This window comes from Actinomycetospora sp. ABD4_176 (genome assembly GCF_056311855.1).
This window is the reverse complement of record NZ_CM149974.1, coordinates 887,585-907,301: the sequence shown is the minus strand read 5'-3', so window position 1 is coordinate 907,301 and position 19,717 is coordinate 887,585. Positions and strand designations below refer to the sequence as shown.

At 75.0% G+C, this 19,717-nt stretch carries 23 protein-coding genes and 1 pseudogene; 11 read left to right on the top strand and 13 right to left on the bottom strand.

Annotated features, from left to right (window positions below):
• Window positions 1–28: 28 nt before the first annotated feature.
• Window positions 29–691, bottom strand: coding sequence for a potassium channel family protein (locus ACYX4T_RS04440; protein ID WP_476013370.1), 663 nt, complete (start codon window positions 689–691; stop codon window positions 29–31).
• Window positions 684–2,033, bottom strand: a complete 1,350-nt coding sequence (locus ACYX4T_RS04435) for a TrkH family potassium uptake protein (protein WP_476013369.1) — start codon at window positions 2,031–2,033, stop codon at window positions 684–686. The genes ACYX4T_RS04440 and ACYX4T_RS04435 overlap by 8 nt, the downstream gene beginning before the upstream one ends.
• A 62-nt stretch (window positions 2,034–2,095) precedes the next feature.
• On the opposite strand from ACYX4T_RS04435, the gene ACYX4T_RS04430 reads away from it, so the two are divergent.
• Both ACYX4T_RS04430 and ACYX4T_RS04425 read left to right on the top strand, forming a co-directional pair.
• Window positions 2,096–2,596: a MarR family winged helix-turn-helix transcriptional regulator gene (locus ACYX4T_RS04430; RefSeq protein ID WP_476013368.1), complete on the top strand. Its 501-nt coding sequence runs from the start codon at window positions 2,096–2,098 to the stop codon at window positions 2,594–2,596.
• Window positions 2,593–3,993 (top strand): chloride channel protein, encoded by a 1,401-nt coding sequence (locus ACYX4T_RS04425; protein ID WP_476013367.1) that lies wholly within the window; start codon window positions 2,593–2,595, stop codon window positions 3,991–3,993. The genes ACYX4T_RS04430 and ACYX4T_RS04425 overlap by 4 nt, the downstream gene beginning before the upstream one ends.
• 103 nt (window positions 3,994–4,096) lie before the next feature.
• Here ACYX4T_RS04425 and ACYX4T_RS04420 read toward each other — a convergent pair whose 3' ends face one another.
• Window positions 4,097–5,323, bottom strand: a complete 1,227-nt coding sequence (locus ACYX4T_RS04420; protein ID WP_476013366.1) for a pyridoxal-phosphate-dependent aminotransferase family protein — start codon at window positions 5,321–5,323, stop codon at window positions 4,097–4,099.
• A gap of 181 nt (window positions 5,324–5,504) precedes the next feature.
• Between ACYX4T_RS04420 and ACYX4T_RS04415 the strand changes: the two genes are divergently transcribed.
• Window positions 5,505–6,116 carry a dihydrofolate reductase family protein gene (locus ACYX4T_RS04415; RefSeq protein WP_476013365.1) on the top strand — a complete coding sequence of 204 codons (612 nt, stop codon included), beginning with the start codon at window positions 5,505–5,507 and terminating at the stop codon, window positions 6,114–6,116.
• An 18-nt stretch (window positions 6,117–6,134) separates the two neighbouring features.
• Here ACYX4T_RS04415 and ACYX4T_RS04410 read toward each other — a convergent pair whose 3' ends face one another.
• Together ACYX4T_RS04410 and ACYX4T_RS04405 are read right to left on the bottom strand one after the other, a co-directional pair.
• Window positions 6,135–6,770 (bottom strand): MSMEG_1061 family FMN-dependent PPOX-type flavoprotein, encoded by a 636-nt coding sequence (locus ACYX4T_RS04410; RefSeq protein WP_476013364.1) that lies wholly within the window; start codon window positions 6,768–6,770, stop codon window positions 6,135–6,137.
• Window positions 6,767–7,363, bottom strand: coding sequence for a TetR/AcrR family transcriptional regulator (locus tag ACYX4T_RS04405; RefSeq protein WP_476013363.1), 597 nt, complete (start codon window positions 7,361–7,363; stop codon window positions 6,767–6,769). The genes ACYX4T_RS04410 and ACYX4T_RS04405 overlap by 4 nt, the downstream gene beginning before the upstream one ends.
• Window positions 7,364–7,463: 100 nt before the next feature.
• Here ACYX4T_RS04405 and ACYX4T_RS04400 point away from each other — a divergent pair, with 100 nt between their 5' ends.
• Window positions 7,464–8,213, top strand: coding sequence for a molybdopterin-dependent oxidoreductase (locus tag ACYX4T_RS04400; RefSeq protein WP_476013362.1), 750 nt, complete (start codon window positions 7,464–7,466; stop codon window positions 8,211–8,213).
• A 43-nt stretch (window positions 8,214–8,256) separates the two neighbouring features.
• Here the strand turns inward: ACYX4T_RS04400 and ACYX4T_RS04395 are convergent, their stop codons facing one another.
• The 5 genes from ACYX4T_RS04395 to ACYX4T_RS04375 form a co-directional block, all read right to left on the bottom strand.
• On the bottom strand, window positions 8,257–8,793 hold the full coding sequence (locus ACYX4T_RS04395) for a 2'-5' RNA ligase family protein (protein WP_476013361.1): 537 nt from the start codon (window positions 8,791–8,793) through the stop codon (window positions 8,257–8,259).
• Between the two features lie 152 nt (window positions 8,794–8,945).
• Window positions 8,946–9,206 carry a hypothetical protein gene (locus tag ACYX4T_RS04390; protein ID WP_476013360.1) on the bottom strand — a complete coding sequence of 87 codons (261 nt, stop codon included), beginning with the start codon at window positions 9,204–9,206 and terminating at the stop codon, window positions 8,946–8,948.
• Window positions 9,207–9,356: 150 nt separating this feature from the next.
• Window positions 9,357–10,775, bottom strand: a complete 1,419-nt coding sequence (locus tag ACYX4T_RS04385) for an alkaline phosphatase PhoX (protein ID WP_476013359.1) — start codon at window positions 10,773–10,775, stop codon at window positions 9,357–9,359.
• A 146-nt stretch (window positions 10,776–10,921) separates the two neighbouring features.
• Entirely contained in the window at window positions 10,922–11,368 is a 447-nt protein-coding gene (locus ACYX4T_RS04380; protein ID WP_476013358.1) for a hypothetical protein, read from the bottom strand.
• A gap of 284 nt (window positions 11,369–11,652) precedes the next feature.
• Entirely contained in the window at window positions 11,653–12,165 is a 513-nt protein-coding gene (locus ACYX4T_RS04375) for a MarR family transcriptional regulator (protein WP_476013357.1), read from the bottom strand.
• Window positions 12,166–12,222: 57 nt separating this feature from the next.
• On the opposite strand from ACYX4T_RS04375, the pseudogene ACYX4T_RS04370 reads away from it, so the two are divergent.
• The 3 genes and pseudogenes from ACYX4T_RS04370 to ACYX4T_RS04360 all read left to right on the top strand — a co-directional run.
• A pseudogene (locus tag ACYX4T_RS04370) lies at window positions 12,223–12,600 on the top strand (alpha/beta fold hydrolase); the annotation flags it as partial.
• A 227-nt stretch (window positions 12,601–12,827) separates the two neighbouring features.
• On the top strand, window positions 12,828–13,097 hold the full coding sequence (locus ACYX4T_RS04365; RefSeq protein ID WP_476013356.1) for an alpha/beta fold hydrolase: 270 nt from the start codon (window positions 12,828–12,830) through the stop codon (window positions 13,095–13,097).
• Window positions 13,094–13,654 (top strand): tryptophan-rich sensory protein, encoded by a 561-nt coding sequence (locus ACYX4T_RS04360; protein ID WP_476013355.1) that lies wholly within the window; start codon window positions 13,094–13,096, stop codon window positions 13,652–13,654. The genes ACYX4T_RS04365 and ACYX4T_RS04360 overlap by 4 nt, the downstream gene beginning before the upstream one ends.
• A 76-nt stretch (window positions 13,655–13,730) precedes the next feature.
• On the opposite strand, the gene ACYX4T_RS04355 is transcribed toward ACYX4T_RS04360, so the two are convergent.
• Both ACYX4T_RS04355 and ACYX4T_RS04350 read right to left on the bottom strand, forming a co-directional pair.
• Window positions 13,731–14,780: a class I SAM-dependent methyltransferase gene (locus tag ACYX4T_RS04355; RefSeq protein ID WP_476013354.1), complete on the bottom strand. Its 1,050-nt coding sequence runs from the start codon at window positions 14,778–14,780 to the stop codon at window positions 13,731–13,733.
• A gap of 71 nt (window positions 14,781–14,851) precedes the next feature.
• Window positions 14,852–15,400, bottom strand: a complete 549-nt coding sequence (locus ACYX4T_RS04350; protein ID WP_476013353.1) for an ArsI/CadI family heavy metal resistance metalloenzyme — start codon at window positions 15,398–15,400, stop codon at window positions 14,852–14,854.
• Window positions 15,401–15,488: 88 nt separating this feature from the next.
• Between ACYX4T_RS04350 and ACYX4T_RS04345 the strand changes: the two genes are divergently transcribed.
• The 4 genes from ACYX4T_RS04345 to ACYX4T_RS04330 are packed head-to-tail and all read left to right on the top strand — an operon-like array spanning window position 15,489 to window position 18,943.
• Window positions 15,489–15,917 (top strand): ArsR/SmtB family transcription factor, encoded by a 429-nt coding sequence (locus ACYX4T_RS04345; protein WP_476013352.1) that lies wholly within the window; start codon window positions 15,489–15,491, stop codon window positions 15,915–15,917.
• Window positions 15,914–17,041, top strand: coding sequence for an ACR3 family arsenite efflux transporter (gene arsB, locus ACYX4T_RS04340; RefSeq protein WP_476013351.1), 1,128 nt, complete (start codon window positions 15,914–15,916; stop codon window positions 17,039–17,041). Before ACYX4T_RS04345 ends, arsB begins: the two co-directional genes overlap by 4 nt.
• A gap of 1 nt (window position 17,042) precedes the next feature.
• On the top strand, window positions 17,043–17,783 hold the full coding sequence (locus ACYX4T_RS04335) for an arsenate reductase ArsC (protein ID WP_476013350.1): 741 nt from the start codon (window positions 17,043–17,045) through the stop codon (window positions 17,781–17,783).
• 2 nt (window positions 17,784–17,785) lie between these two features.
• Window positions 17,786–18,943, top strand: coding sequence for an MFS transporter (locus ACYX4T_RS04330; protein WP_476013349.1), 1,158 nt, complete (start codon window positions 17,786–17,788; stop codon window positions 18,941–18,943).
• Here ACYX4T_RS04330 and ACYX4T_RS04325 read toward each other — a convergent pair.
• The gene (locus ACYX4T_RS04325; protein WP_476013348.1) at window positions 18,934–19,671 is read right to left on the bottom strand and encodes a DUF6544 family protein; all 738 of its coding nucleotides are present in this window, start codon (window positions 19,669–19,671) and stop codon (window positions 18,934–18,936) included. The two genes, ACYX4T_RS04330 and ACYX4T_RS04325, sit on opposite strands and share 10 nt — an antisense overlap.
• Window positions 19,672–19,717: the final 46 nt, after the last annotated feature.

Genomic DNA, 19,717 nt, shown 5'->3' with positions numbered 1-19,717 from the left:
GCACCTCCCACACCGACGCCGGCCACGATCAGCCGCCGTCGACGAGGCGCTCGATGTCGTCGTTGTGGCCCACGGCGAGGACGATGTCGTCGCGGGAGACGACGGTCTCGTTGGTGGCGTAGGTGAACGACCGGCCGTCCTTCTTGACCGCGACGACGGTGACGCCGTGCTCGCTGCGGATCGTCGACTCGGCGAGCGGCACGTCGACGATCTCGCGCGGCGGGCGGAGCTTCGCCAGGGCGAAGTCGGCGTCGATCTTGAGGTAGTCCAGGACGTTGCCGGAGACCAGGTGGGCCACCCGCTGGCCCATGTCCTGCTCGGGGAACACCACGTGGTGCGCACCGATGCGCTCGAGGATCCGGCCGTGGTGGGCGCTGGTGGCCTTGGCCCAAATGTCGGCGACCTCGAGGTCCACCAACATCGAGGTCACCAGGATGCTGTCCTCGAGGTGGTCGCCGATCGCGACGACGGCCCGGTGGAAGTCGCCGACGCCCAGCTGCTGGAGGGCCTCGACGTCGGTGCAGTCGGCGGTCACCGCGTGGGTGAGCTGCGAGGACATGTCCTGCACCCGGCGGTCGACGTTGTCGATCGCGAGCACCTCGGTGCCCTGGCGCTCGAGCTCGAGGGCGATCGCCGACCCGAAGCGGCCCAGCCCGATGACCACCACCGGCTCGTGCCTCGTCTCAGCCAATGATCGTCCTCTCCTGGGGGCGCTGATAGTGCCGAGGACGCTCGCGCAGGGCCAGCGCCGAGGCCAGCGCCAGCGGCCCGAGCCGGCCCACGAACATCAGCACGACGAGCACCACCTGCCCGGGGGCCGGCAGCTCCGAGGTGATGCCCGTCGAGAGCCCGACCGTACCGAGTGCGGAGAGCACCTCGAAGAGCACGCGGTCGAGGTCCTCGTCGCTGACCCCGAGCAGGACGAACGTCGAGACCATGGCCAGCCCGACACCGAGCAGCGCCACCGCCAGGGCCTGGCGCTGGTTGGCGATCGGGATGCGGCGGCGTCCCACGTCCACGTCGCGCTCCCCGCTCATCTCGGCCCACAGCACCGCGGCGAGGAGACCGAAGGTCGTGACCTTGATGCCGCCGGCGGTGCTCGCGCTGCCCCCGCCGATGAACATGAGGACGTCGGTGGCGAGCCAGCTCTCCGGGGTCATGGCGCCGATCTCGACGACGTTGAACCCGCCGCTGCGCGGCATCACCGACGAGAAGAAGCCGGCCAGGATCTTCCCGGCCACGCTCATCGGCCCGAACGTCGCCGGGTTGCCCCACTCCAGGGCGATCAGCATGACGGTGCCCACGACCAGCAGCACCGCCGAGGTCACGACGGTCAGCCGGACGGTCACCGACCACGTCCGCGGCCGCCACGACCGCAACAGCTCGAGGATCACCGGGAAGCCGAGGCCCCCGACGACGACCGCGAGCGCGACCGGCAGGAGCATCCACGGGTCTCCCGCGAAGACGGTCATGTTCTCGGACCACAGCACGAAGCCGCCGTTGTTGAACGCCGAGACCGCGTGGAAGACGCCCTCCCAGGCCGCCCGGGCCGGGTCGACGTCGTAGGCGGTGGCGAGGCGCAGCCCGAGGGCCGACGCCGTGACGGCCTCCCCCACGACGCTGAAGAGCACGACGTTGCGCAGCACCCGGCGCACGTCGCTGAGGTCGAGGCTGCCGGACTGGGCCTGGGCCACCAGGCGCGCCCGCAGGCCGAGGCGGCGCGACACCAGCACCACGAGCAGCGAGGCGACGGTCATGATGCCCAGCCCGCCGACCTGCATCAGCGCGAGGATCACGACCTGCCCGGCCGGCGACCAGGTCGTGCCCGTGTCGACGACGACCAGGCCGGTGACGCACACCGCCGACGTCGCCGTGAACACGCTCTCCAGCAGGCTCGCGCCCGCGCCGTCGGCCGACGACCCCGGCAGCAGCAACAGCCCCGTGCCGACGGCGACGCCGACGGCGAAGGCGGCGACGATGATCTGGCTCGGATTGCTCGCGCGCGGGCGGTGGCCCCGCGTGCGTCGACCCATGGGTGATCTGTCTACCGCAGGCCCCGGTTGCGGGCAGCGTTGCCCAGGGCAACGATTAGCTCGTGCAACGACATACGGCGCCGGACGACGAGCTCGTCGACGCGGTGATGACCGCGAGCCGGGCCCTGCTGGGCGTCGTGGTGCGCTCGCTGGCCGAGGTGGACGAGGACGTCACGCTGCCGCAGTACCGGGCGCTGGTGGTGCTGGGCCAGCGGGGGTCGATGCGGCCCGCGGAGGTCGCCACGGCGCTGGCGGTGACACCGCCGACGTCCACGCGGATGTGCGCGCGGCTCGAGGCCAAGCGACTCGTGGTGCGCGAGCGGCCCGCCGGCGACCGCCGTGCCGTCGCGGTCTCGCTCTCCCCCGCGGGGCGCGACCTCGTCGACGAGGTCAGCCGGCGCCGCCGCGCCGAGCTGCGCACGTTGCTCGCCGGGGTCCCCGACGCCCGCCGCGCCGCGGTCGTGGAGGGGCTGCGCGCCGTCGCCGAGGCCTCGGGCGAGGTGGGAGAGCGCGAGTGGGCGGTCACCGCCCACCCACGCACGCCCACCGGGGCCGACCGGTGAGGCGTCGGGGCCGGTGGCGGGCCTGGCCGGCACGCACCGGCCAGGCCCTGCACCGCTGGCTCGTCGACACCCGGCCGGGCCTGGTGGGGCTCGCCCTGATCATCGGGGTGGGCGCGGGCCTCGGCGCGGTCGCCTTCCGCTGGCTGATCATCTCGATCACGTGGCTCGCCACCGGACGGGAGGACTTCTCCGACGCCGGACGGGTCGCGAGCACCCACCTCGAGGCGCTCGGACCGTGGTTCCTCCTGCTCGTGCCGGTGCTCGGCGGGCTGGTCTACGGGCCGCTGGTCCACCGCTTCGCGCCGGAGGCCCGGGGCCACGGCGTCCCCGAGGTGATGGTGGCCGTGGCCCGCAACGGCGGGCGCATCCCGGCGCGGGTCGCCGGGGTCAAGGCGCTGGCCTCGGCCGTCTGCATCGGCACCGGCGGCTCGGTGGGCCGCGAGGGCCCGATCGTGCAGATCGGGTCGGCGCTGGGCTCCTCGATCGGCCAGGCGCTGCGGGTGCCCGCGGGGCGGCTGGTGCTCATGGTGGCGTGCGGCGCGGCGGGCGGGATCTCGGCGACGTTCAACGCGCCGATGGCCGGCGTCGTCTTCGGCCTGGAGATCATCCTGCGGGCGTTCGCCGCCGAGGCGTTCGGGGTGCTCGTGATCTCCTCGGTGACCGCCAACGTCGTCGCCCGGCTCCTGGTCGGCGACGACACGATCCTCCGGCTCCCCCCTTACACGCTCGGCTCGACCGCGGAGCTCCCGCTCTACGGGGTGCTCGGGCTGCTCGCCGGGCTGCTCGGCTGGGCGTTCGCCCGCGTTCTCTACGGCGTCGAGGACCTGTGCGACGCGGTGTGGCGGGGCCCCGAGTGGCTGCGTCCCGCCGTCGGCGGCGTCGTGCTGGGCGGGGTGCTCCTGGCCCTGCCCCAGCTCTACGGCGTCGGCTACCCGGTGCTCGAGGACGGGCTGGTCGGGCAGTACGCGACCGGGTTCCTGCTGCTGCTCGTGGTGGGGAAGATGCTGGCCACGAGCCTGACGATCGGCATCGGCGGGTCCGGCGGGGTGTTCGCGCCGTCGCTGTTCATCGGCGGGCTGGCCGGCACGGCGTTCGGCTCGCTCGCGGCCGCGCTCTTCCCGGGGCTGCACCTCGCGCCCGGCGCGTTCGGGCTGGTCGGGATGGCCTCGGTGTTCGCCGGCGCGGCCCACGCCCCGATCACCGCGGTGCTCATCGTGTTCGAGCTGACCGGCAACTACGCGGTGATCCTGCCCCTCATGATCGCGGTGGTGCTGGCCACCGGCCTGAGCCACCTGATCTCGCCGCGCACCATCTACACGCTCAAGCTCCTGCGCCGCGGCGTCGACATCGACGCCGGCGACGCCCCGCGCGACCCGCTGACCTCCCGCGCCCGGTAGTGACCTCCCGCGCCCGGTAGGCCACAGCACTTGCCGTTCCGGCAAGAACGCGCGACGCGGCGGCGTCCTCGCCCGCTGCGGGGCGGGGGCGTGCCCGGTCCGGTCAGCGCACCGCGGCCAGCCGCGACCCCGCCCGCGGCCACGGCGCGGCGGCGGCCTCCTCGTCGGCCAGGGCCTGCCGGTAGTACGCCTGGGCGGCCGCGACGCCCGCGCCCGCCTCGACGTCCACGCCCACGTCGAGCAGCGCCATCTCCGCCGCGGCGAGCGCGGTCAGGCACGAGACCTCGTTGACGTCGCCGAGGTGTCCGATGCGGAACACCCGGCCGGCCACCTTCCCGAGCCCGCCCCCGAAGGACGTCCGGTAGCGCTGGTAGGCCGTGCGGCACACCACGGCCCCGTCGATCCCGGCGGGCAGCCGCACGGCGGTCACGGTGTCCGAGTCCCAGCGCCGCGACAGGGCGCCCAGCTCCAGGCCCCACGCGTTGACGCCCTGGCGGACGCCCTCGCCCAGCCGGTGGTGGCGGGCGGCGACGTCGTCCATCCCCTCGTCGAGCAGGCGGTCGAGCGAGGCCCGCAGCCCGTGCAGGAGCGGCAGGGGCGGGGTGTAGGGGAAGTAGCCGACGTCATTCGCGGCGATCATGTCGCGGAACGCGAAGTAGCAGCGCTCGGTGGACGAGGTCTCGGCCGCCGCCAGGGCCTTCTCGCTGACCCCGAGGATGGCGAGGCCCGCGGGGAGCATGAACCCCTTCTGGCTGCCGGCGACCGCGACGTCGACGCCCCAGTCGTCCTGCCGGAAGTCCAGCGACGCGATCGACGAGACGCCGTCGACGAGCAGGAGCGCGTCGGAGCCCGCGGCGTCCATCGCCCGGCGCACGGCGGCGACGTCGCTGGTCACGCCGGTGGCGGTCTCGTTGTGGGTGACGAAGACGGCCCTGATCGACGGGTCGGCGCGCAGCGTCCGTTCGTAGGCCTCCACCGGGACGCCCTCGCCCCACTCGACGTCGTGGCAGACCACGTCGAGGCCGAGCCGGCGGGCCATGTCCACCCACAGGTGGGAGAAGTGGCCGTGCCGGGCCATGAGCACCCGGTCGCCCCGGTCGAGGCAGTTGCTGATCGCGGCCTCCCACGCCCCGGTCCCGGAGCCGGGGTAGAGCAGGACGCGACCCTCCCGCAGCCGGAACACCCGCTTGGTGTCGGCCAGGAGGTCGAGGACGAAGTCCGGGAAGTCCGGGGCGCGGTGGTCCTCCATCGCGACGTTCAGCGCGCGGCGGACCACCTCCGGCACGGTGGTCGGACCGGGGACGAACAGGTGGGTCGTTCCGATCTTCACGGCCGCTCCTCCCGACGGGCGCCTCGAGCACCCTCGACGCTAGGTCCCGCCGCGCCGTCCGGACTCCCCCGTGACGGGGAGGCGCCGGGGGGAACCCGTCGCGGGCCGTCCCCCTCCCCCCGGCGCCGGCGCGCGCTAGCGTGTCCACTGCTTGCAACCCGCAACTCCTCCAGGAGCGCCGATGTCGGACACCACCTGCCACATGTCGATGTCGGTCGACGGCTTCGTCGCCGGCCCCTCCCAGAGCCGCGACGACCCGCTCGGCCGGCGCGGCATCGAGGTGCACGGCTGGCACATCGGCGACCCCCGCGCCACCGAGGCCGACGAGACCGCGACGGGGTGGCTCCTGCGTCCCCGCGGGGCCTACGTCATGGGCCGGAACATGTTCGGGCCGGTCCGCGGCGAGTGGGACGAGGACTGGCGTGGCTGGTGGGGCCCCGAGCCGCCGTACCACGCGCCGGTGTTCGTGCTGACCCACCACGCGCACGACCCGATCGAGATGGAGGGCGGGACGACCTTCCACTTCGTCACCGACGGCTTCGACGCGGCCTACGCCCGGGCGCTCGAGACCGCCGGCGACCGCGGCGTGGACATCGCCGGTGGCGCCTCCACCGTCCGCCAGGCCCTGGTCGCCGGCGTGGTCGACGAGCTCACCCTCGACATCGCCCCCACCCTGCTCGGCGGCGGCGAGCGCCTGTTCGACGGCGTCGGCTCCTTCGACTTCGAGCCCGTCGAGGTGCTGCACTCCCCGCTGGCCACGCACATCCGCTACCGGCGGGTCGCCCGGGGCTGACCGCGGCGGGCGGGCCCGTCAGTACAGGAGCGTGCGGTAGTTCCCCGGCTCGTACCGGTCCTCCAGCTCCTGCAGCGAGCAGGAGGGGCTGGTCCGGTGGGCGATCTCGGCGACGCTCGGGAGGTCCGTGGGCGGCCACGCCTCGGGCTCCCACAGGTGGGAGCGCAGGAAGGCCTTGGGGCAGTGGAAGTAGACCTCGTCGACCGTCACCTCGACGACGATGCGGGGGCGGTGCCCGCGGACCTCGAGGTCGGCGGCGTCGTCGGGGTCGAGCAGGAGGCGCGCGCGCCCGTTGACCCGCAGGGTGTCGGTGCGGCGCGGGACGAGGAAGAGCAGCCCGACGTGCGGGTTGCCCACGATGTTGGTCATCGCGTCGACCCGGCGGTTCCCGGGCCGGTCCGGCAGCAGCAGGGTCCGCTCGTCGGCGACGCGGACGGCGCCCGCCGGGTCGCCGCGGGGTGAGACGTCCAGCGTCCCGTCGGCCCCGGAGGTGGCGAGCAGGTGCAGCGGCGAGCAGTCGACGAAGGCCCGGTCGACGTCGTCCAACGTCGGGCGCACCTTCTCCACCGCGCGGGCGCCCGGCCGGCCCACGATCGCCCGCAGCTGCTCGAGGTCGGTGATCTCGGTGCCGCCGCGTGCGCCCGGGGTCGTCATCGCCCCGACCGTACGGACCCCGGGTCCGCCCCGGAAGCGTCGCCGGCCGGCGCGAACAGCCGGCGCCGGACCGCGGCGCGCACGTCGGCCCGCGCGAGGGTGCCGTGGTCGGCCGCGATGAGGTGGTCGGCCACCGCGACCGAGAACGCGACGAGGCAGCGGGCCTCGAGGTCCTCCTCGTCGGCGCTGACCGGCCCGAGCAGCACGCGCAGGTAGGACATCCGGGCGTTGTCGACGCGTCGCAGGCGCTCGGCGACCTCGGTGTCGCGGCGGGCCCACTCGCGCACCGCGAGGTCGACCGGTCGCAGCTCGGTGCTGAAGGTGAGCTCGGCCGCCCGCAGGGCCCTCGCCATGGCGTCCCCGCCCTCGTCCTCGACCTGCGCGACGACGTCGCCGGCGCTGCGCGACTCCCAGGTGTCGAGCACCTCGCTCAGCAGGGCCCGCCGGTCGGCGAAGTAGCCGTAGAAGCCGCCCTTCGTGACCCCCAGCGCCCGCGCGAGCGACTCGATCTGCACCGCGTCCGGCCCGCCGGCGGCCAGCGCCTCGAGGCCCGCGCCGACCCAGTGGTGGCGCGGTGTGCGGGCGACCGCCATGCACGCTCTCCTTCGTCCGCCGGCTTCTGTACGGCACCGTACACATGCTGGTAGCGTCCGCGGCTCCGGTATACGACGGCGTATAGACCGAGGAGCGGACATGACCTCGACCGCCACGGACCGATCTGGGACCGCCGAGAGCCACCCGGGACTGACGCTGCCGCCGGGGCAGCGTCCGGTCGTCGGCTTCCCGCGCTTCGGCACCCACCTCCACCACCCCGCCCCGGCGGTGCCCGCCGACCACCGGATCGACGTGCGCGGGGCCGTGAGCCGACCGGTCGGGGTGTCGTCGGCGGACCTCGGACGCCTCCCGCGCCGGGAGCAGCGGGCCGACCTCCACTGCGTCGCCGGCTGGTCGGCGGTCGGCTTGACGTGGGAAGGGGTCCCGTTCGCGGCGTTCTGGCGCGAGGTCGTCGAGCCGGCGCTCGACCCGGCCGCCGTCGTCACCCACCTGGTCTTCGGCGGGCTCGACGGCCACCGGTCGGTCGTCACGATCGAGGACGCGCTGGCCGCCGACGTCATGCTCGCCGAGCACCTCGACGGCCGCCCCCTCGACGGCGACCACGGCGCGCCGGTCCGGCTCGTCAGCCCCAGCCAGTACGGCTACATCAGCACCAAGCACCTCAGCCGCATCGAGGTCCGCACCTCCGTGCCGACCGACATCCGCCGTTCACCGGCCCAGCGGCTGCTCGAGGAGCACCCCCGCGCGCGGGTCCGGGAGGAGGAGCGCCACGGCAGCCTGCCCGGCCGCCTGGTCCGGCCGGTCTACCACCTGCTGATCCCGCCGATCCGCTACCTCAGCGCGCTGGGTGCCGCGCGACGTGAGGGGCCGAGCACCGCGGGCCGGTGACCCCGGTGCCCGGCACGCTCGTCCTCGGGAGCCGGACGGCACCTCACGCCCCGGCCAGCTCGAACCGCGCCCGCGGACGCGAGCGCGCCTTCGCGCCCTCGAGGACGAGCAGGTCGAGCCGGCGGACCCGGGCCCGGATCGGCAGGCTCCGGCCGAGGCGGGCGGCGGCGATGCGCAGGTCGTCCACCGACGACGCGCGGGCGAAGCCGACGGTCAGGTGCGGGACGACCGGGCGGCGGCCGCCGTAGGGCTCGAGCTCGGGGAACTCCGCGCACACCCGCGTGGTCAGAGTGCGGAACGGTGCCTCGGAGACCGGCGCGAGCCAGAGGCAGTCGCGCGCGAACCACCGCGTCTGGTCGAAGGCGCAGTCGAACGCGGGCGCCTCGTCCAGGGCCGCGTCCAGCCGCTTGATCACCGTGTCGTCGATCATCGGGGGCGGCAGGAACGGGGCGAGCACCGTGACGTGCGCGGTCAGCCCGGCCGCAGCGCGCGGGTCGAGCCGCCACCGGTGCCCGGCGAGCGCGGTGTCGGCCTCGCCGATGAGCGCGACCAGGGCGCTGCGACGGCCCACATCGCCCACGTCGCCCACGTCGCCCTCGGGGCGCGCGCGAAGGTCGCTCGGGGGCACCGTAGGAGTGTGCACGATCATGTTGTGCGCGACAGGCTTCACCCGCGTGCGCGCTCCTCTCGCCGTCGGGGTCCAGCGGTTGGTGCGCTCGGAGCACCGCACTCCTAGCCGGAGCGGGGCCCGCTCCGCGGCCGACCGGCGCGTCGGGCGATGTAGAACGCCGGCGCCGTCGTCGTCGTCCCGCACTGCGGGCACCGTCGCTGCTCGTGGTGGCCGTCGTCGACGAGCTCACCGGGCGGGAAGGTCCGCACCCGCCCTCGGCACGGCTCCCCGGGGCAGATCAGGTCCTGGTGCCACACCAGGTGCTCGAGCGCCGAGGGGTCGGCCCCGCCGAACGAGGTGCGTGGCGCGACGTCGTCTCCCATCAGACCGACTGTCCCGTCCGTTCCGCACGTCGACGCCGCCGCGATCGGCAACTATTTTCCTCGCCGGGCGCAGGAACGGCCGCGTCGGCCGGACCGGGGCCCGGGGCGAGGAGGGCGCACGTCCGCCGTGGCGCCGGCGACCCCGACGCCTCAGCGCTGGGTGCGCCAGGGCCCGGTGATCGCGTAGCAGATCCCGGGCTCGTAGAGGTTGGCGAACAGCAGGCGCTTGTCGCGCGAGTAGACCGGCCCGGCCATCTCGTTGGTGTTGAGGTCGTTGCGCGCGATCGGGTAGGTCTCGCCGCCCGGGGTGGCCCCGACCAGGTGCTGCACGCCCTCGCCGTCCTCGGCCAGGATCACCCCGCCCCACGGCGAGACGGTGATGTTGTCCGGTCCGTCGTAGGTGCCGTCCCGGTCGGGGTCCGGGTTGACCCCGAAGCGCAGCACCAGCGTCAGCGTCCGGCGCCGCGGGTCGTGGAACCAGACCTGCCCGTCGTGGGGCACGGGGCTCTCGTCGCGGGCGAAGCTGCTGACGACGTACGCACCGCCGTCGCCCCACCAGCACCCCTCGAGCTTGCGGCCCCGGGTGACCTGCGGCGGGTTGAGCTGCAGCCGCGTGGGCACCGCGCGGGAGTCGCGGTCGGGCACCGCGGTCCAGCGCACCCGGTAGGTCGTCCCCACCTCGGTCGCGCGGGAGAGGTCGTCGACCGGCGCCCCGTCGCGGTCGGTGCACAGCATCGCCTCGTACGCGCCCTCGGCGGGCCCGAGGCGGCGCAGGGCGCCCTTGCCGCCGCGGAACCCGCGCGGCGGGGTCCAGCGGTAGAGCAGGCCGTTCGGTGTGGCGGCGTCCTCGGTGAGGTACATCGTGCTGCTGGCCGGGTCGACCGCGACGGCCTCGTGGGCGAACCGGCCGAGGGCCTTGACCGGCTGCGGGTCCCGGTTGGCGGCGCGGTCCTCGGGGTCGACCTCGAAGACGTAGCCGTGGTCCTTCGTGAAGCCGTTGACCCCGGCCAGGTCCTCGGTCTCCTCGCAGGACAGCCAGGTCTGCCAGGGGGTGACGCCTCCCGCGCAGTTGGTCGACGTGCCGGCCAGGGAGACGTACTCCCCCTGGCGGCGGCCGTCCTTGTCCACCGTGATCGTCGTGGTGCCGCCCGGGGCCTGCGGGTCGTAGGTGAACTCCGGCTGCGTCGGCACGACCAGCGGCCCCGCCGCCGCGCGCGCCCCGCGCAGCTCGTGGTTCTGCACGAGCACCGTGCCGTTCGCGCGCGTCGGGAAGGCGCCCATGCCGTCGCTGTTGGTCGGGCTGGGCTCCCCCGAGTCCAGCCGGGTCACCCCGGCCTCCGAGACGACGGTGTAGCGGAAGCCCTGCGGCAGCGCGAGCCGGCCGGCCGGGTCACGGACGACAGGGCCGTACCCCGGCCCGCCCGGCCCGCCCGGACCGGGTGCGGCGCCCGCGTTGGGCGCGGAGAACAGGCCCTCGGCGCTGCCCAGCAGGGCGACCCCGCCGACGGCGACGGCGGAACGGGTGAGGAAGCTGCGGCGGGACAGGCCCCCGGCGAGTCCGTCGGACACGGTGGTGGTTCCTCTCGGCGAGGCGGTGTCTCCGGATGGGTACGACGTGCGGGACGCTGCCCCACCGAAGTGTCCGTCACGTGGACGGCACGCGACGGGACGCCACGCGGAGCACGCACGCCCCGGCTGCCGGCCGCGCAACCCCGTCAGCGCCGGGGTGGCGCCGTGTCCCGCTCGTCGTCCCGACCCCGGCGCAGGGCGCGCATCGAGGCGCGGGCCGCGGTCCTCTTGCTCTGGAGCAGCGCGGCCTCGACGGAGCGCTGCGTCCGGCGGCAGTCCGTGGTCTCGACGACCAGCCGGTGGAACGGGCGTCCCGAGAGGTAGACGACCACGACGTCGGCGCCCCCGCGGGCGGCCCAGAGCTGGCGGCGCTCCCCGACCCCCCAGCACCCGGCGCGGAGCCGGCCGGGCCACCACACGCCGGGAGAGGGCAGGTGCGGGCTCGAGGCGACGGCGTCGGCGCGCGACATCGCCCGCGACCCGACGATGCGCTCGAAGGGCACGTGCAGAGCCCGGCGCCCGGCGGCGGCCCGATCGATCCCCGAGAAGCACAGCTCCAGTCCGGTCGGTGTCACCACGAGCTCGATCGCCATCGACACCTCACGTCCGTCCGGGGCAGGCCGACCGCCCGCCCGTCCAGCGCCACCCCGTTGCTGGAGGTGGGCCGACCGACGCCCTGTCGGCGCAGCGCACGTCACCCAGTCGACACGGCGCACGCCGGAGTTACCGGGACGGGGCGGCACCGGCCGGAATTCGTTCCGTCGACGGCACCCGGTGCCCTCGACGGGGGGTACCGCTACGCCCGAGTGGGCCGCGCCTCCGCGCCTCCGCGCCGGGCCACCGGGAACGCCCACCTCCGCCCGGCCGAGAACGTCCCTCACCCCGGGTCGGCCGGCGCCTGCGCGAAGCCCCGCATCAACCGCGCGGCGGTGCGCAGGTAGCGGACGACGGCGGCGAGCTCGGCCTCGGTGAACTCGCCCGCGGCGTCGTCGATGTCCGAGAACAGCGGGGAGAGCTCCCCGATCACGCGCGCCAGCGTCTCCTCGCCGGGGTGCAGCGCGACGCGGCGCCGATCGTCGGCGTCACGCTCCCGCCGTAGGTGGCCGGCGCGCTCGAGGCGGTCGACCAGCTCCGTCGCCGAGCCGCTGCTGATGCCCAGCCGCCTTCCGAGCTCGAAGGGTCCGAGCGGCACCTCGGCCGCGAGGACGTGACTCATCGCGGTGTAGTCGATCGCCCGGAGCCCCAGGCGCCGGGCCAGGGCGTGGTCGACCTCGTCGGCGGCGCGGTTGGCATCGCGCAGCGCCCACGAGGCCTCGGTCGCCGAGACCCGGGTGCGCTCGCGCTCCTCGACGGGATCCGCGGCCGGCTCCCTGTCCTCCGGACTTGCCATCCGTCCACCCTAGCCGCACACTTCTCCGCATCCAGGTATCTCGGAAACGGAGATACAATGGCATCGTCGACGGAGCAGACGGGACCGACGATCGTGACCACGCCGCGCGGCGCGTTCGGAGCGCGCCTCCGGGGCGAGCGCGGCCCCTGGGTGGTGTGCCTGCACGGCTTCCCCGACGACGCCGGCACCTGGGACGGGATCGCGGCGGGGCTCGCCGCCGACGGGTACCGCGTCGCCGCGGTCAACCTCCGCGGCTACGCTCCCTCGCCCCTCGACGGACCGCTCGACGCCGCCGGCCTCGTCGCCGACCTGAACGCCGTCGTCGACGCGCTGTCGCCGCAGGAGCCGGTCGCCTTCCTCGGCCACGACTACGGAGCCCAGCTCGCCTACACCGCTCTCGCCGAGCGCCCCGAGCGGTTCCGGTCCGCGGTGCTGATGGCCGGGGCCCACCCCGCGTTCGTCACCCGCAACGCCCGACGTCTCCCGCGCCAGCTGTGGATGAGCCGCTACATCGTGTTCTTCCAGCTCGGCGCCCTCGCCGACCGTGCGGTGAGCCGTCGCGACTTCGCCGCCGTCGACCGGCTGTGGCGCCGATGGAGCGCGCCGGACGCCGCGCTGCCGGCCGAGCACCTGGCCCACGTCAGGGAGACGCTGGCGCGAGCATGCCCGGGCCGGTCGCCATGTACCGCGCCGGCGGGTTCGCCGCCGAGCCCCGCCCGATCGCGGTGCCCACGCTCTATCTCACCGGCGCACGGGACGGCTGCGCCCTCCCGGAGCTGGCGGCCGGGCAGGACGCCCTGTTCACCGGGCCCTACCGCGCCGAGACCTGGCCAGACGTCGGGCACTTCCCGCACCACGAGGCCCCCACGCGGACCCTCCGCGCGGTCGCCGACTGGCTCCGCCACAGCGACACCCTCGAGGAGAACCGGTGACCGTCCGCACCCTCGCGCCCGCCCCGCCCGCCGACCGGACGGCTCCACCGGCACCGCCCCGCCCGCGCTACCGCTGGTGGCACGCCGCTGCGGTCGGAGTCGTGGCCAACCTGCCCGGCACCCTCGCCGGCGGGGGCACCGGCGAGCAGGAGTTCTACGCGAGCCTCCCCACACCCCGGTTCGCCCCGCCCGGCTGGCTCTTCGCACCGGTTTGGGCGGTCAACAACACCCTGACGCTCTGGGCGGATCTGCGGATCGCGAACCTGCCCGAAGGCACCCCGGGACGAGGCGCCGTGCTGGCGTCGGAGACCGCCACGTGGGTCCTCTACGCGGCCTTCTCCCCGCTCTACTTCGGCCGGCGCAGCCCCGCCCTCGGCGCCGCGGACACCGTCGTCGCCCTGGCCACCACGACCCACGCCTTCACCCGGGCCGCGACGCTCGACGCACGGGCCGCCCGGGCCCTCGCGCCCCGCCTGGCCTGGCTCGCGCTCGCCTCCTGCGTCTCGGTCGTGACGGCCGTGCGGGCACACGCGGGGCGGGCGTCGGCGAGGGCGTGACGAGCCCCCGCTGCTGCCCCACGCCGCGGCCGTGCCGAACCGGGCCGGAGCGCCGGGACGTGCGGGCCCCGCCGGGTCACCCCCGTTTCACGACGACCATGACGGCGAGGCGCCAGTCGAACCACGGCCCGGGTGGCTGGGCCGCGATCGCGTCGGCCAGGTGACGGTCGAAGAGCTCGGTGGCGACGGCGGCGCGCCGGTCCGGGTCGAGGTCCTGGAGCAGCGAGGGACCGAAGGACACCCGCAGGGCCGCGGCGACCCGGGCGGGGTAGGCCGCGGGGTTCCCGGACTCCTCGGTCTGGCGCCACAGGGGATCCCCGATGTCGACGAGCTCCAGGTGCTCGAGCTCGAGGTCGCCGCCGTCGCCGCCGTCGCCGAACGGGGCCCGCCACTCGGCATCCGTGCGGTACCAGGCCGGGATCGTCATCCGGTCCCGTTCCTCCTCGCGCAGGACGCCGCGCTCGACGAGCCCCTGCAGGCCACGGGCGACCTCGTCCATGGCGCGCTCGGCGCCGGACCGGCGCGTGCGTCCCTCCCCGTGGGCGGCGCCGACCACGATCACGAGGCGGGCCCCCGGCAGCATCTCCGCGGCCCTCGCACCGAGGAACGCGGACCAGTCGGCGGCGCCCGCCCGCGCCCAGGCCTCGTCCTGCTCGCGGTTCGCACTGCTGAACCAGAAACCGTCGAGCGGCCCCGGGACCTCGCCGAGCCAGTGCACGGCGATGGAGCTCCACCCGACGCTCACCCAGCCGTCGGGGAGCAGCTGCTCGTAGAAGGACCGTCCGACGGCCGCGGTGTGCACGCCCGGGCGCCGGTAGGTGCCCGGGTCGTCGGCGACGGTGCGGAAGAGCGACCCGAAGTCGTTGTCCGGCAGGTCGGTGTGGCACACCCACACCGGCTGGTCCTCGCCCCGGGTCTGCCGGACGGCCTCGACGGCGGCCGCCATCGGCGCCAGGGAGTTCTGCCCCTCGGACGCCCCGTAGTCGACGACGGTGACCACCCCGGCCGGGCCGAGCGGCGCGCGGGCGGCGGCGTCCCGGAACAGGTCGAGACCGAACGCGGACGACGCGGCCTGGGCCGAGGCGTTGGCGTTGTAGCGCCCGCCGCCCTCCATCGCGGTGGACATGGCGTGGGAGGCTAGCGCGGCACGCCGGCGCGGGCGGTCCACCGCCCGCACCCCCGCGACGGACGGTCCGGTCACGCGACACACCCGCAGCCGGCGGCGGTCTTGGCCTCGGTGGCGGTCACGCCGGGCTCGGTCGGCGCCTCGTCGTGGGAGCAGCAGGCGGTGACCCCGCAGCACGCGCCCGCCGCGGCCGGGGTCCCGGCGGCGTCGGCGTCGGGCATCGTGGCTCCGATCCCGCTGGTGCCGAAGTCCGGCGAGTCCTCCGTGACGGTGTAGACCTCCCACGGCTCGTCACCCGGACCCCGCACCCACACCTTGTCCTGGCGGGCGTAGCAACAGGTGGTGTCCTCCTCGACCTGGGTGAACAGCCCCAGCTCCGAGAGGCGCGCGGTGGCGTCGTCGACCTCGTCGGTGGACGTCACCTCCACCCCGAGGTGGTCCATCACCGTCGGGCGGTCCGGCCGACCCTCGAGCAGCACCAGCTTCAGCGGCGGCTCGGCGACCGCGAAGTTGGCGTAGCCGGGGCGGCGCTTGGCCGGCTCCACCCCGAAGAGCCGGCTGTAGAAGCGGATCGAGCCCTCCAGGTCGGAGACCCGCAGGGCGAGCTGCACACGGGACACGGCGTCCTCCTCGAACTCGACGACGTCTGTTTCGACGTCGGTCGAAGCAGAGGTTGCTCCTTGGTTCGACACGTGTCAAGGTAGACGTATGTCGAATCAGGAGGGGACGCGGGAGCGAGGGCCGGCCCCGCTCGCCGACGTCGTCGGGTGCTGCGAGCCGCTGGCCCGCGAACCGCTGACCGCCCGGCAGTCCACCGAGCTGGCGCGGGTGTTCAAGGCCATGGGCGATCCCGTGCGGCTGCGACTGCTCTCGCTGATCGCCTCCCACGCCGGCGGCGAGGCCTGCGTCTGCGACCTCACCGACGTGTTCGACCTGTCCGGGCCCACGATCTCCCACCACCTCAAGGTGTTGCGCGAGGCCGGGCTGATCACCGGCGAGCGCCGGGGCACCTGGGTCTACTACCGGGTCCGACCCGAGCTGCTGGACCAGCTGTCGGCCGTGCTGGTGCCCGCCGCTCCGGACAGCCCCGCCGCGCTGCCGGCCGACCGCGACGAGCTGCCGGTGGTCGAGGCGTGAGCACCGAGGACCTGACCTCGCGCGATCCGGCCGGCGCCGAGGGGGCCGGGGTCGTCGCGAAGCTCTCCACCCTCGACCGGTTCCTGCCGGTGTGGATTCTCGCGGCCATGATCCTCGGGCTGCTGGCCGGCCGGCTGATCCCCGGTCTCGGCGAGGCCCTGGGCGCGGTCGCCATCGACGGCGTCTCGCTACCGATCGCCCTCGGCCTGCTGATCATGATGTACCCGGTGCTCGCCAAGGTCCGCTACGACCGCCTCGACACCGTCACCGGCGACCGACGGCTCCTGGTGTCGTCGCTGGTCCTGAACTGGGTGCTCGGGCCCGCGCTCATGTTCGCCCTCGCGTGGCTCCTGCTGCCCGACCTGCCCGAGTACCGCACCGGGCTCATCATCGTCGGGCTCGCGCGCTGCATCGCCATGGTCATCATCTGGAACGACCTCGCCTGCGGCGACCGCGAAGCCGCCGCCGTGCTCGTCGCCCTCAACTCGGTGTTCCAGGTGATCGCCTTCGGCGCCCTGGGCTGGTTCTACCTCGCGGTCCTGCCCGGCTGGCTCGGCCTGCCCACCGCCGGGCTCGACGTGTCGGCCTGGGCCATCGTGCGCTCGGTGCTGATCTTCCTGGGCATCCCGCTGCTCGCGGGCTACCTCACCCGCCGCCTCGGGGAACGCGCTCGCGGCCGCGACTGGTACGAGACCCGCTTCCTGCCCCGGATCGGACCGTTCGCGCTCTACGGGCTGCTGTTCACCATCGTGATCCTGTTCGCGCTACAGGGCGAGGCGATCACCAGCCGGCCCCTCGACGTCGTCCGGATCGCGCTGCCCCTGCTCATCTACTTCGCCGTCATGTGGGCCGGCGCCTACGCCCTCGGCCGCGCGGTCGGTCTGGGCTACGGACGTACCACCACACTCGCGTTCACCGCCGCGGGCAACAACTTCGAGCTCGCCATCGCCGTCGCCATCGCCACCTTCGGCGCCACCAGCGGCCAGGCTCTCGCCGGGGTCGTCGGCCCCCTCATCGAGGTGCCCGTCCTGGTCGCCCTGGTCTATGTGTCGCTGTGGCTGCGCCGCCGACTCTTCCCGTCCCGCACCGGTGACGCGGAGCCCACCGAACCAGGAGCACGCTGAGATGAGCGAGCTGAGCAACGATGCCGTCGACCCCCACCCCACCACCAGCCCTGTCGGCCCGGCCGGCCCGGCCAGTCCCGTGGTCCCGCCGCGACGCGACCTCGAGGCGCTGAGCCTGCTCTCCACCGACCACCACCTCGCCCGCGCCGCCGACACGCTCACCGAGCGCTTCGCCGGGGTGTTCTCCCCCGAGACCGTTGCGACCTGCGTCGTCGAGTCCCACGAGCTGCTCTCCACCACCGCGAAGCTCACGACCCACCTGACCGTCCTCGCCGAGCGGTTCGCCCGCGAGCGCCTGACCGCCGCCGCTCAAGCCCAGGGAGCACTCGTGTCCGACGTCCCCGAGGTCCTGTTCGTCTGCGTCCACAACGCCGGCCGGTCCCAGATGGCCGCCGCACTGCTCGATCACCACGCCCGGGGCGCGGTCCACGTCCGCTCCGCCGGCTCCACCCCGGCCGACGAGATCAACCCGGCGGTCCGCGAGGTGATGGCCGAGCTCGGCCTCGACCTCTCCCGCGAGTTCCCCAAGCCGCTCACCACCGACGTCGTCGAAGCGGCCGACGTCGTCATCACCATGGGCTGTGGCGACGCCTGCCCGGTCTTCCCCGGCAAGCGTTACCTCGACTGGGAGCTCACCGACCCCGCCGGCAAGGGCATCGACGACGTCCGCCCCATCCGCGCCGACATCGACCGCCGCGTCCGCGCCCTGCTGACCGAACTGGTCCCCGCCGCCACCATGTGACCGTGGCCGACACCGGCGCCGCGACGACCAGCAGGCGACGCGCCCTCACCGGTGCTGTCCTGCTCGACCTGGCGGTCAGCCCGCTGTTCGCCTGGGACGTCTTCACCGACTCCCTCGGCCGCGATCTCGGCATCAGCCGTGCGGTGCTCGCCGGCGTGTTCTCCGTCGGCCTGGCCGCCTTCATGCTCGGCGTGCTCACCGGCGGGCGGGCCGCCGACAGGTACGCAGCGCGCCGGCTCGCCCTCGTCGCGCTCGCCGGCACGGTGCTCGGGCTGCTCGGCAGCGCCGCCGCGTCCTCCGTGGTGCTGCTGCTCCTGACCTTCGGTGTGCTGGTCGGCGGCTCCACCGGACTCGGCTACGCCACCGCTGTCCGTGTCGCCGGTACCGTCGCCTCCGGCCGCGGTCTCGCCCTCGGCCTGGTGGTGAGCGCCTACGCCGCCGGCAGTGCGGTCCTCGCGCCGTTCGCCGCAGCCCTGCTGGCGGCGGTGGGCCGCAGCGCGACCTTCGTCGTCCTCGCCGCGGTGCTCGGCGCCGTGCTCGCCGTCGCCGCCGCCCTCGTCCCCGGCGCCCGGCCCACCCCGCGCCGCCCGCGGGACCCCGCCGCCCACCGGTCGCGGCCGAGCCGGCCCGTCGTCGCGCTGTGGCTGGCGTTCGGGCTCGGCAGCGCGCCGGCCCTCGCCGCGTTCGCCCAGGCCGGCGACCTCGCCGGCGACGCCGCGACGGCCGGCCTCGCGGTGGTGCTGCTCAACCTCGGCAACTTCGCGGGCCGGCTCGTCGCCGGGCCCCTCTCCGACCGCATCGGCCGGCGCGCCGCACTGCACGGCAACGCCGCGCTGCTCCTCCTCGCCTGCCTCCCCCTGGCGGTCGGCGCGGGCGGACCGGTCGCCCTGGGCGCCCTGCTCCTGCTCGGCACCCAGTACGGGGCGCTGTCGACGCTGACGCCGGCGGCCACGTCCGACGTCGTGTCCGCCGACCGCTTCGGCACCACCTACGGGCTGGTGTTCACCGGGTGGGGCTTCGCCGGCCTTCTCGCGCCCGCCGCCGCCGCACTGGCCACGGTGACCGGCTACGGGGCCGTCTACCTGCTCTTCCTCGGGGTCGCCGCGCTGGCCTGGGCCGCGGTGGGGGCCTACGGGCGCCTCGCCGCAGATCACGCGTGAGGCGCCAGCGCCGTGAGCCGGAAGCGGAAGAACTCGTGGCGCCGGGCGTCGGGGCCGTCGGGGTACCAGCCCACCGCGCCGGTCGCCGGGACCACGGAGGTCCCGAAGAGCCGGGTGGTCGTGACCCGTCCGCCGAAGGGGTACCAGTCCCACCGGCCGGTCCCGTCGGGGTCGCCCCAGCGCATCGTGCGGAACGTCCGCGGCCGCCCGGTGTCGTCGAGGTGGAGGTGCAGGTCGACGGGGGTGTCGCCGACGGCGAAGTGGACGCGCAGGTGGCGGTCGTCGGGCGCGGACCACGAGACACCGGGGCCGGGCAGAACGGCCGCCGGCGCCCAGATGGCCTCCGCGCCGGCGCGCCCGGCGGCGCTGCGGCTGACGTCGGGGCCGTCCGCGTCCACCAGGGTCAGCAGCCGCGCGAGGGTCCAGCGCATCCGCCCCGGTCCCGCACCCCCGCGGTCGGCGCCGCGGATGACCCCGCCGACCGTCGCCGACCAGCGGAAGCCCCGCCGCGGCGCGAGGACCTCGTCGGCCCGGAACGGGAGCCACACGCGCCCCAGCCGCAACGACCCGCGCATCCGCAGGCGCACCCCGGGGACCACGGGCGCCCCGGGGAGCAGGGACTGCGCGAAGTAGCGCAGGACCGCGGGGGGCACCCGATCCCGCAGGTCGCACGGCCAGAAGACCGCGGCAGCGACCGGCTCGCGCTCCGCCCGCGCCTCGCCCGCCATGTCGTCCCCCTGGTCGTCCCCTGGTGGACCCGCCGACCCGTCCAGG

Excerpts from the sequence above, each read along its gene's own strand:
- ACYX4T_RS04400 (WP_476013362.1), top strand. The coding sequence starts at position 7,464 with ATGACCTCGACCGCCACGGACCGATCTGGGACCGCCGAGAGCCACCCG.
- ACYX4T_RS04390 (WP_476013360.1), bottom strand. The coding sequence starts at position 9,206 with ATGGGAGACGACGTCGCGCCACGCACCTCGTTCGGCGGGGCCGACCCC.
- ACYX4T_RS04325 (WP_476013348.1), bottom strand. The coding sequence starts at position 19,671 with ATGGCGGGCGAGGCGCGGGCGGAGCGCGAGCCGGTCGCTGCCGCGGTC.
- ACYX4T_RS04435 (WP_476013369.1), bottom strand. The coding sequence starts at position 2,033 with ATGGGTCGACGCACGCGGGGCCACCGCCCGCGCGCGAGCAATCCGAGC.
- ACYX4T_RS04380 (WP_476013358.1), bottom strand. The coding sequence starts at position 11,368 with ATGGCGATCGAGCTCGTGGTGACACCGACCGGACTGGAGCTGTGCTTC.
- ACYX4T_RS04410 (WP_476013364.1), bottom strand. The coding sequence starts at position 6,770 with ATGACGACCCCGGGCGCACGCGGCGGCACCGAGATCACCGACCTCGAG.
- ACYX4T_RS04355 (WP_476013354.1), bottom strand. The coding sequence starts at position 14,780 with ATGTCCACCGCGATGGAGGGCGGCGGGCGCTACAACGCCAACGCCTCG.
- ACYX4T_RS04375 (WP_476013357.1), bottom strand. The coding sequence starts at position 12,165 with ATGGCAAGTCCGGAGGACAGGGAGCCGGCCGCGGATCCCGTCGAGGAG.
- ACYX4T_RS04345 (WP_476013352.1), top strand. The coding sequence starts at position 15,489 with ATGTCGAATCAGGAGGGGACGCGGGAGCGAGGGCCGGCCCCGCTCGCC.
- ACYX4T_RS04365 (WP_476013356.1), top strand. The coding sequence starts at position 12,828 with ATGCCCGGGCCGGTCGCCATGTACCGCGCCGGCGGGTTCGCCGCCGAG.
- ACYX4T_RS04415 (WP_476013365.1), top strand. The coding sequence starts at position 5,505 with ATGTCGGACACCACCTGCCACATGTCGATGTCGGTCGACGGCTTCGTC.
- ACYX4T_RS04405 (WP_476013363.1), bottom strand. The coding sequence starts at position 7,363 with ATGGCGGTCGCCCGCACACCGCGCCACCACTGGGTCGGCGCGGGCCTC.
- ACYX4T_RS04335 (WP_476013350.1), top strand. The coding sequence starts at position 17,043 with ATGAGCGAGCTGAGCAACGATGCCGTCGACCCCCACCCCACCACCAGC.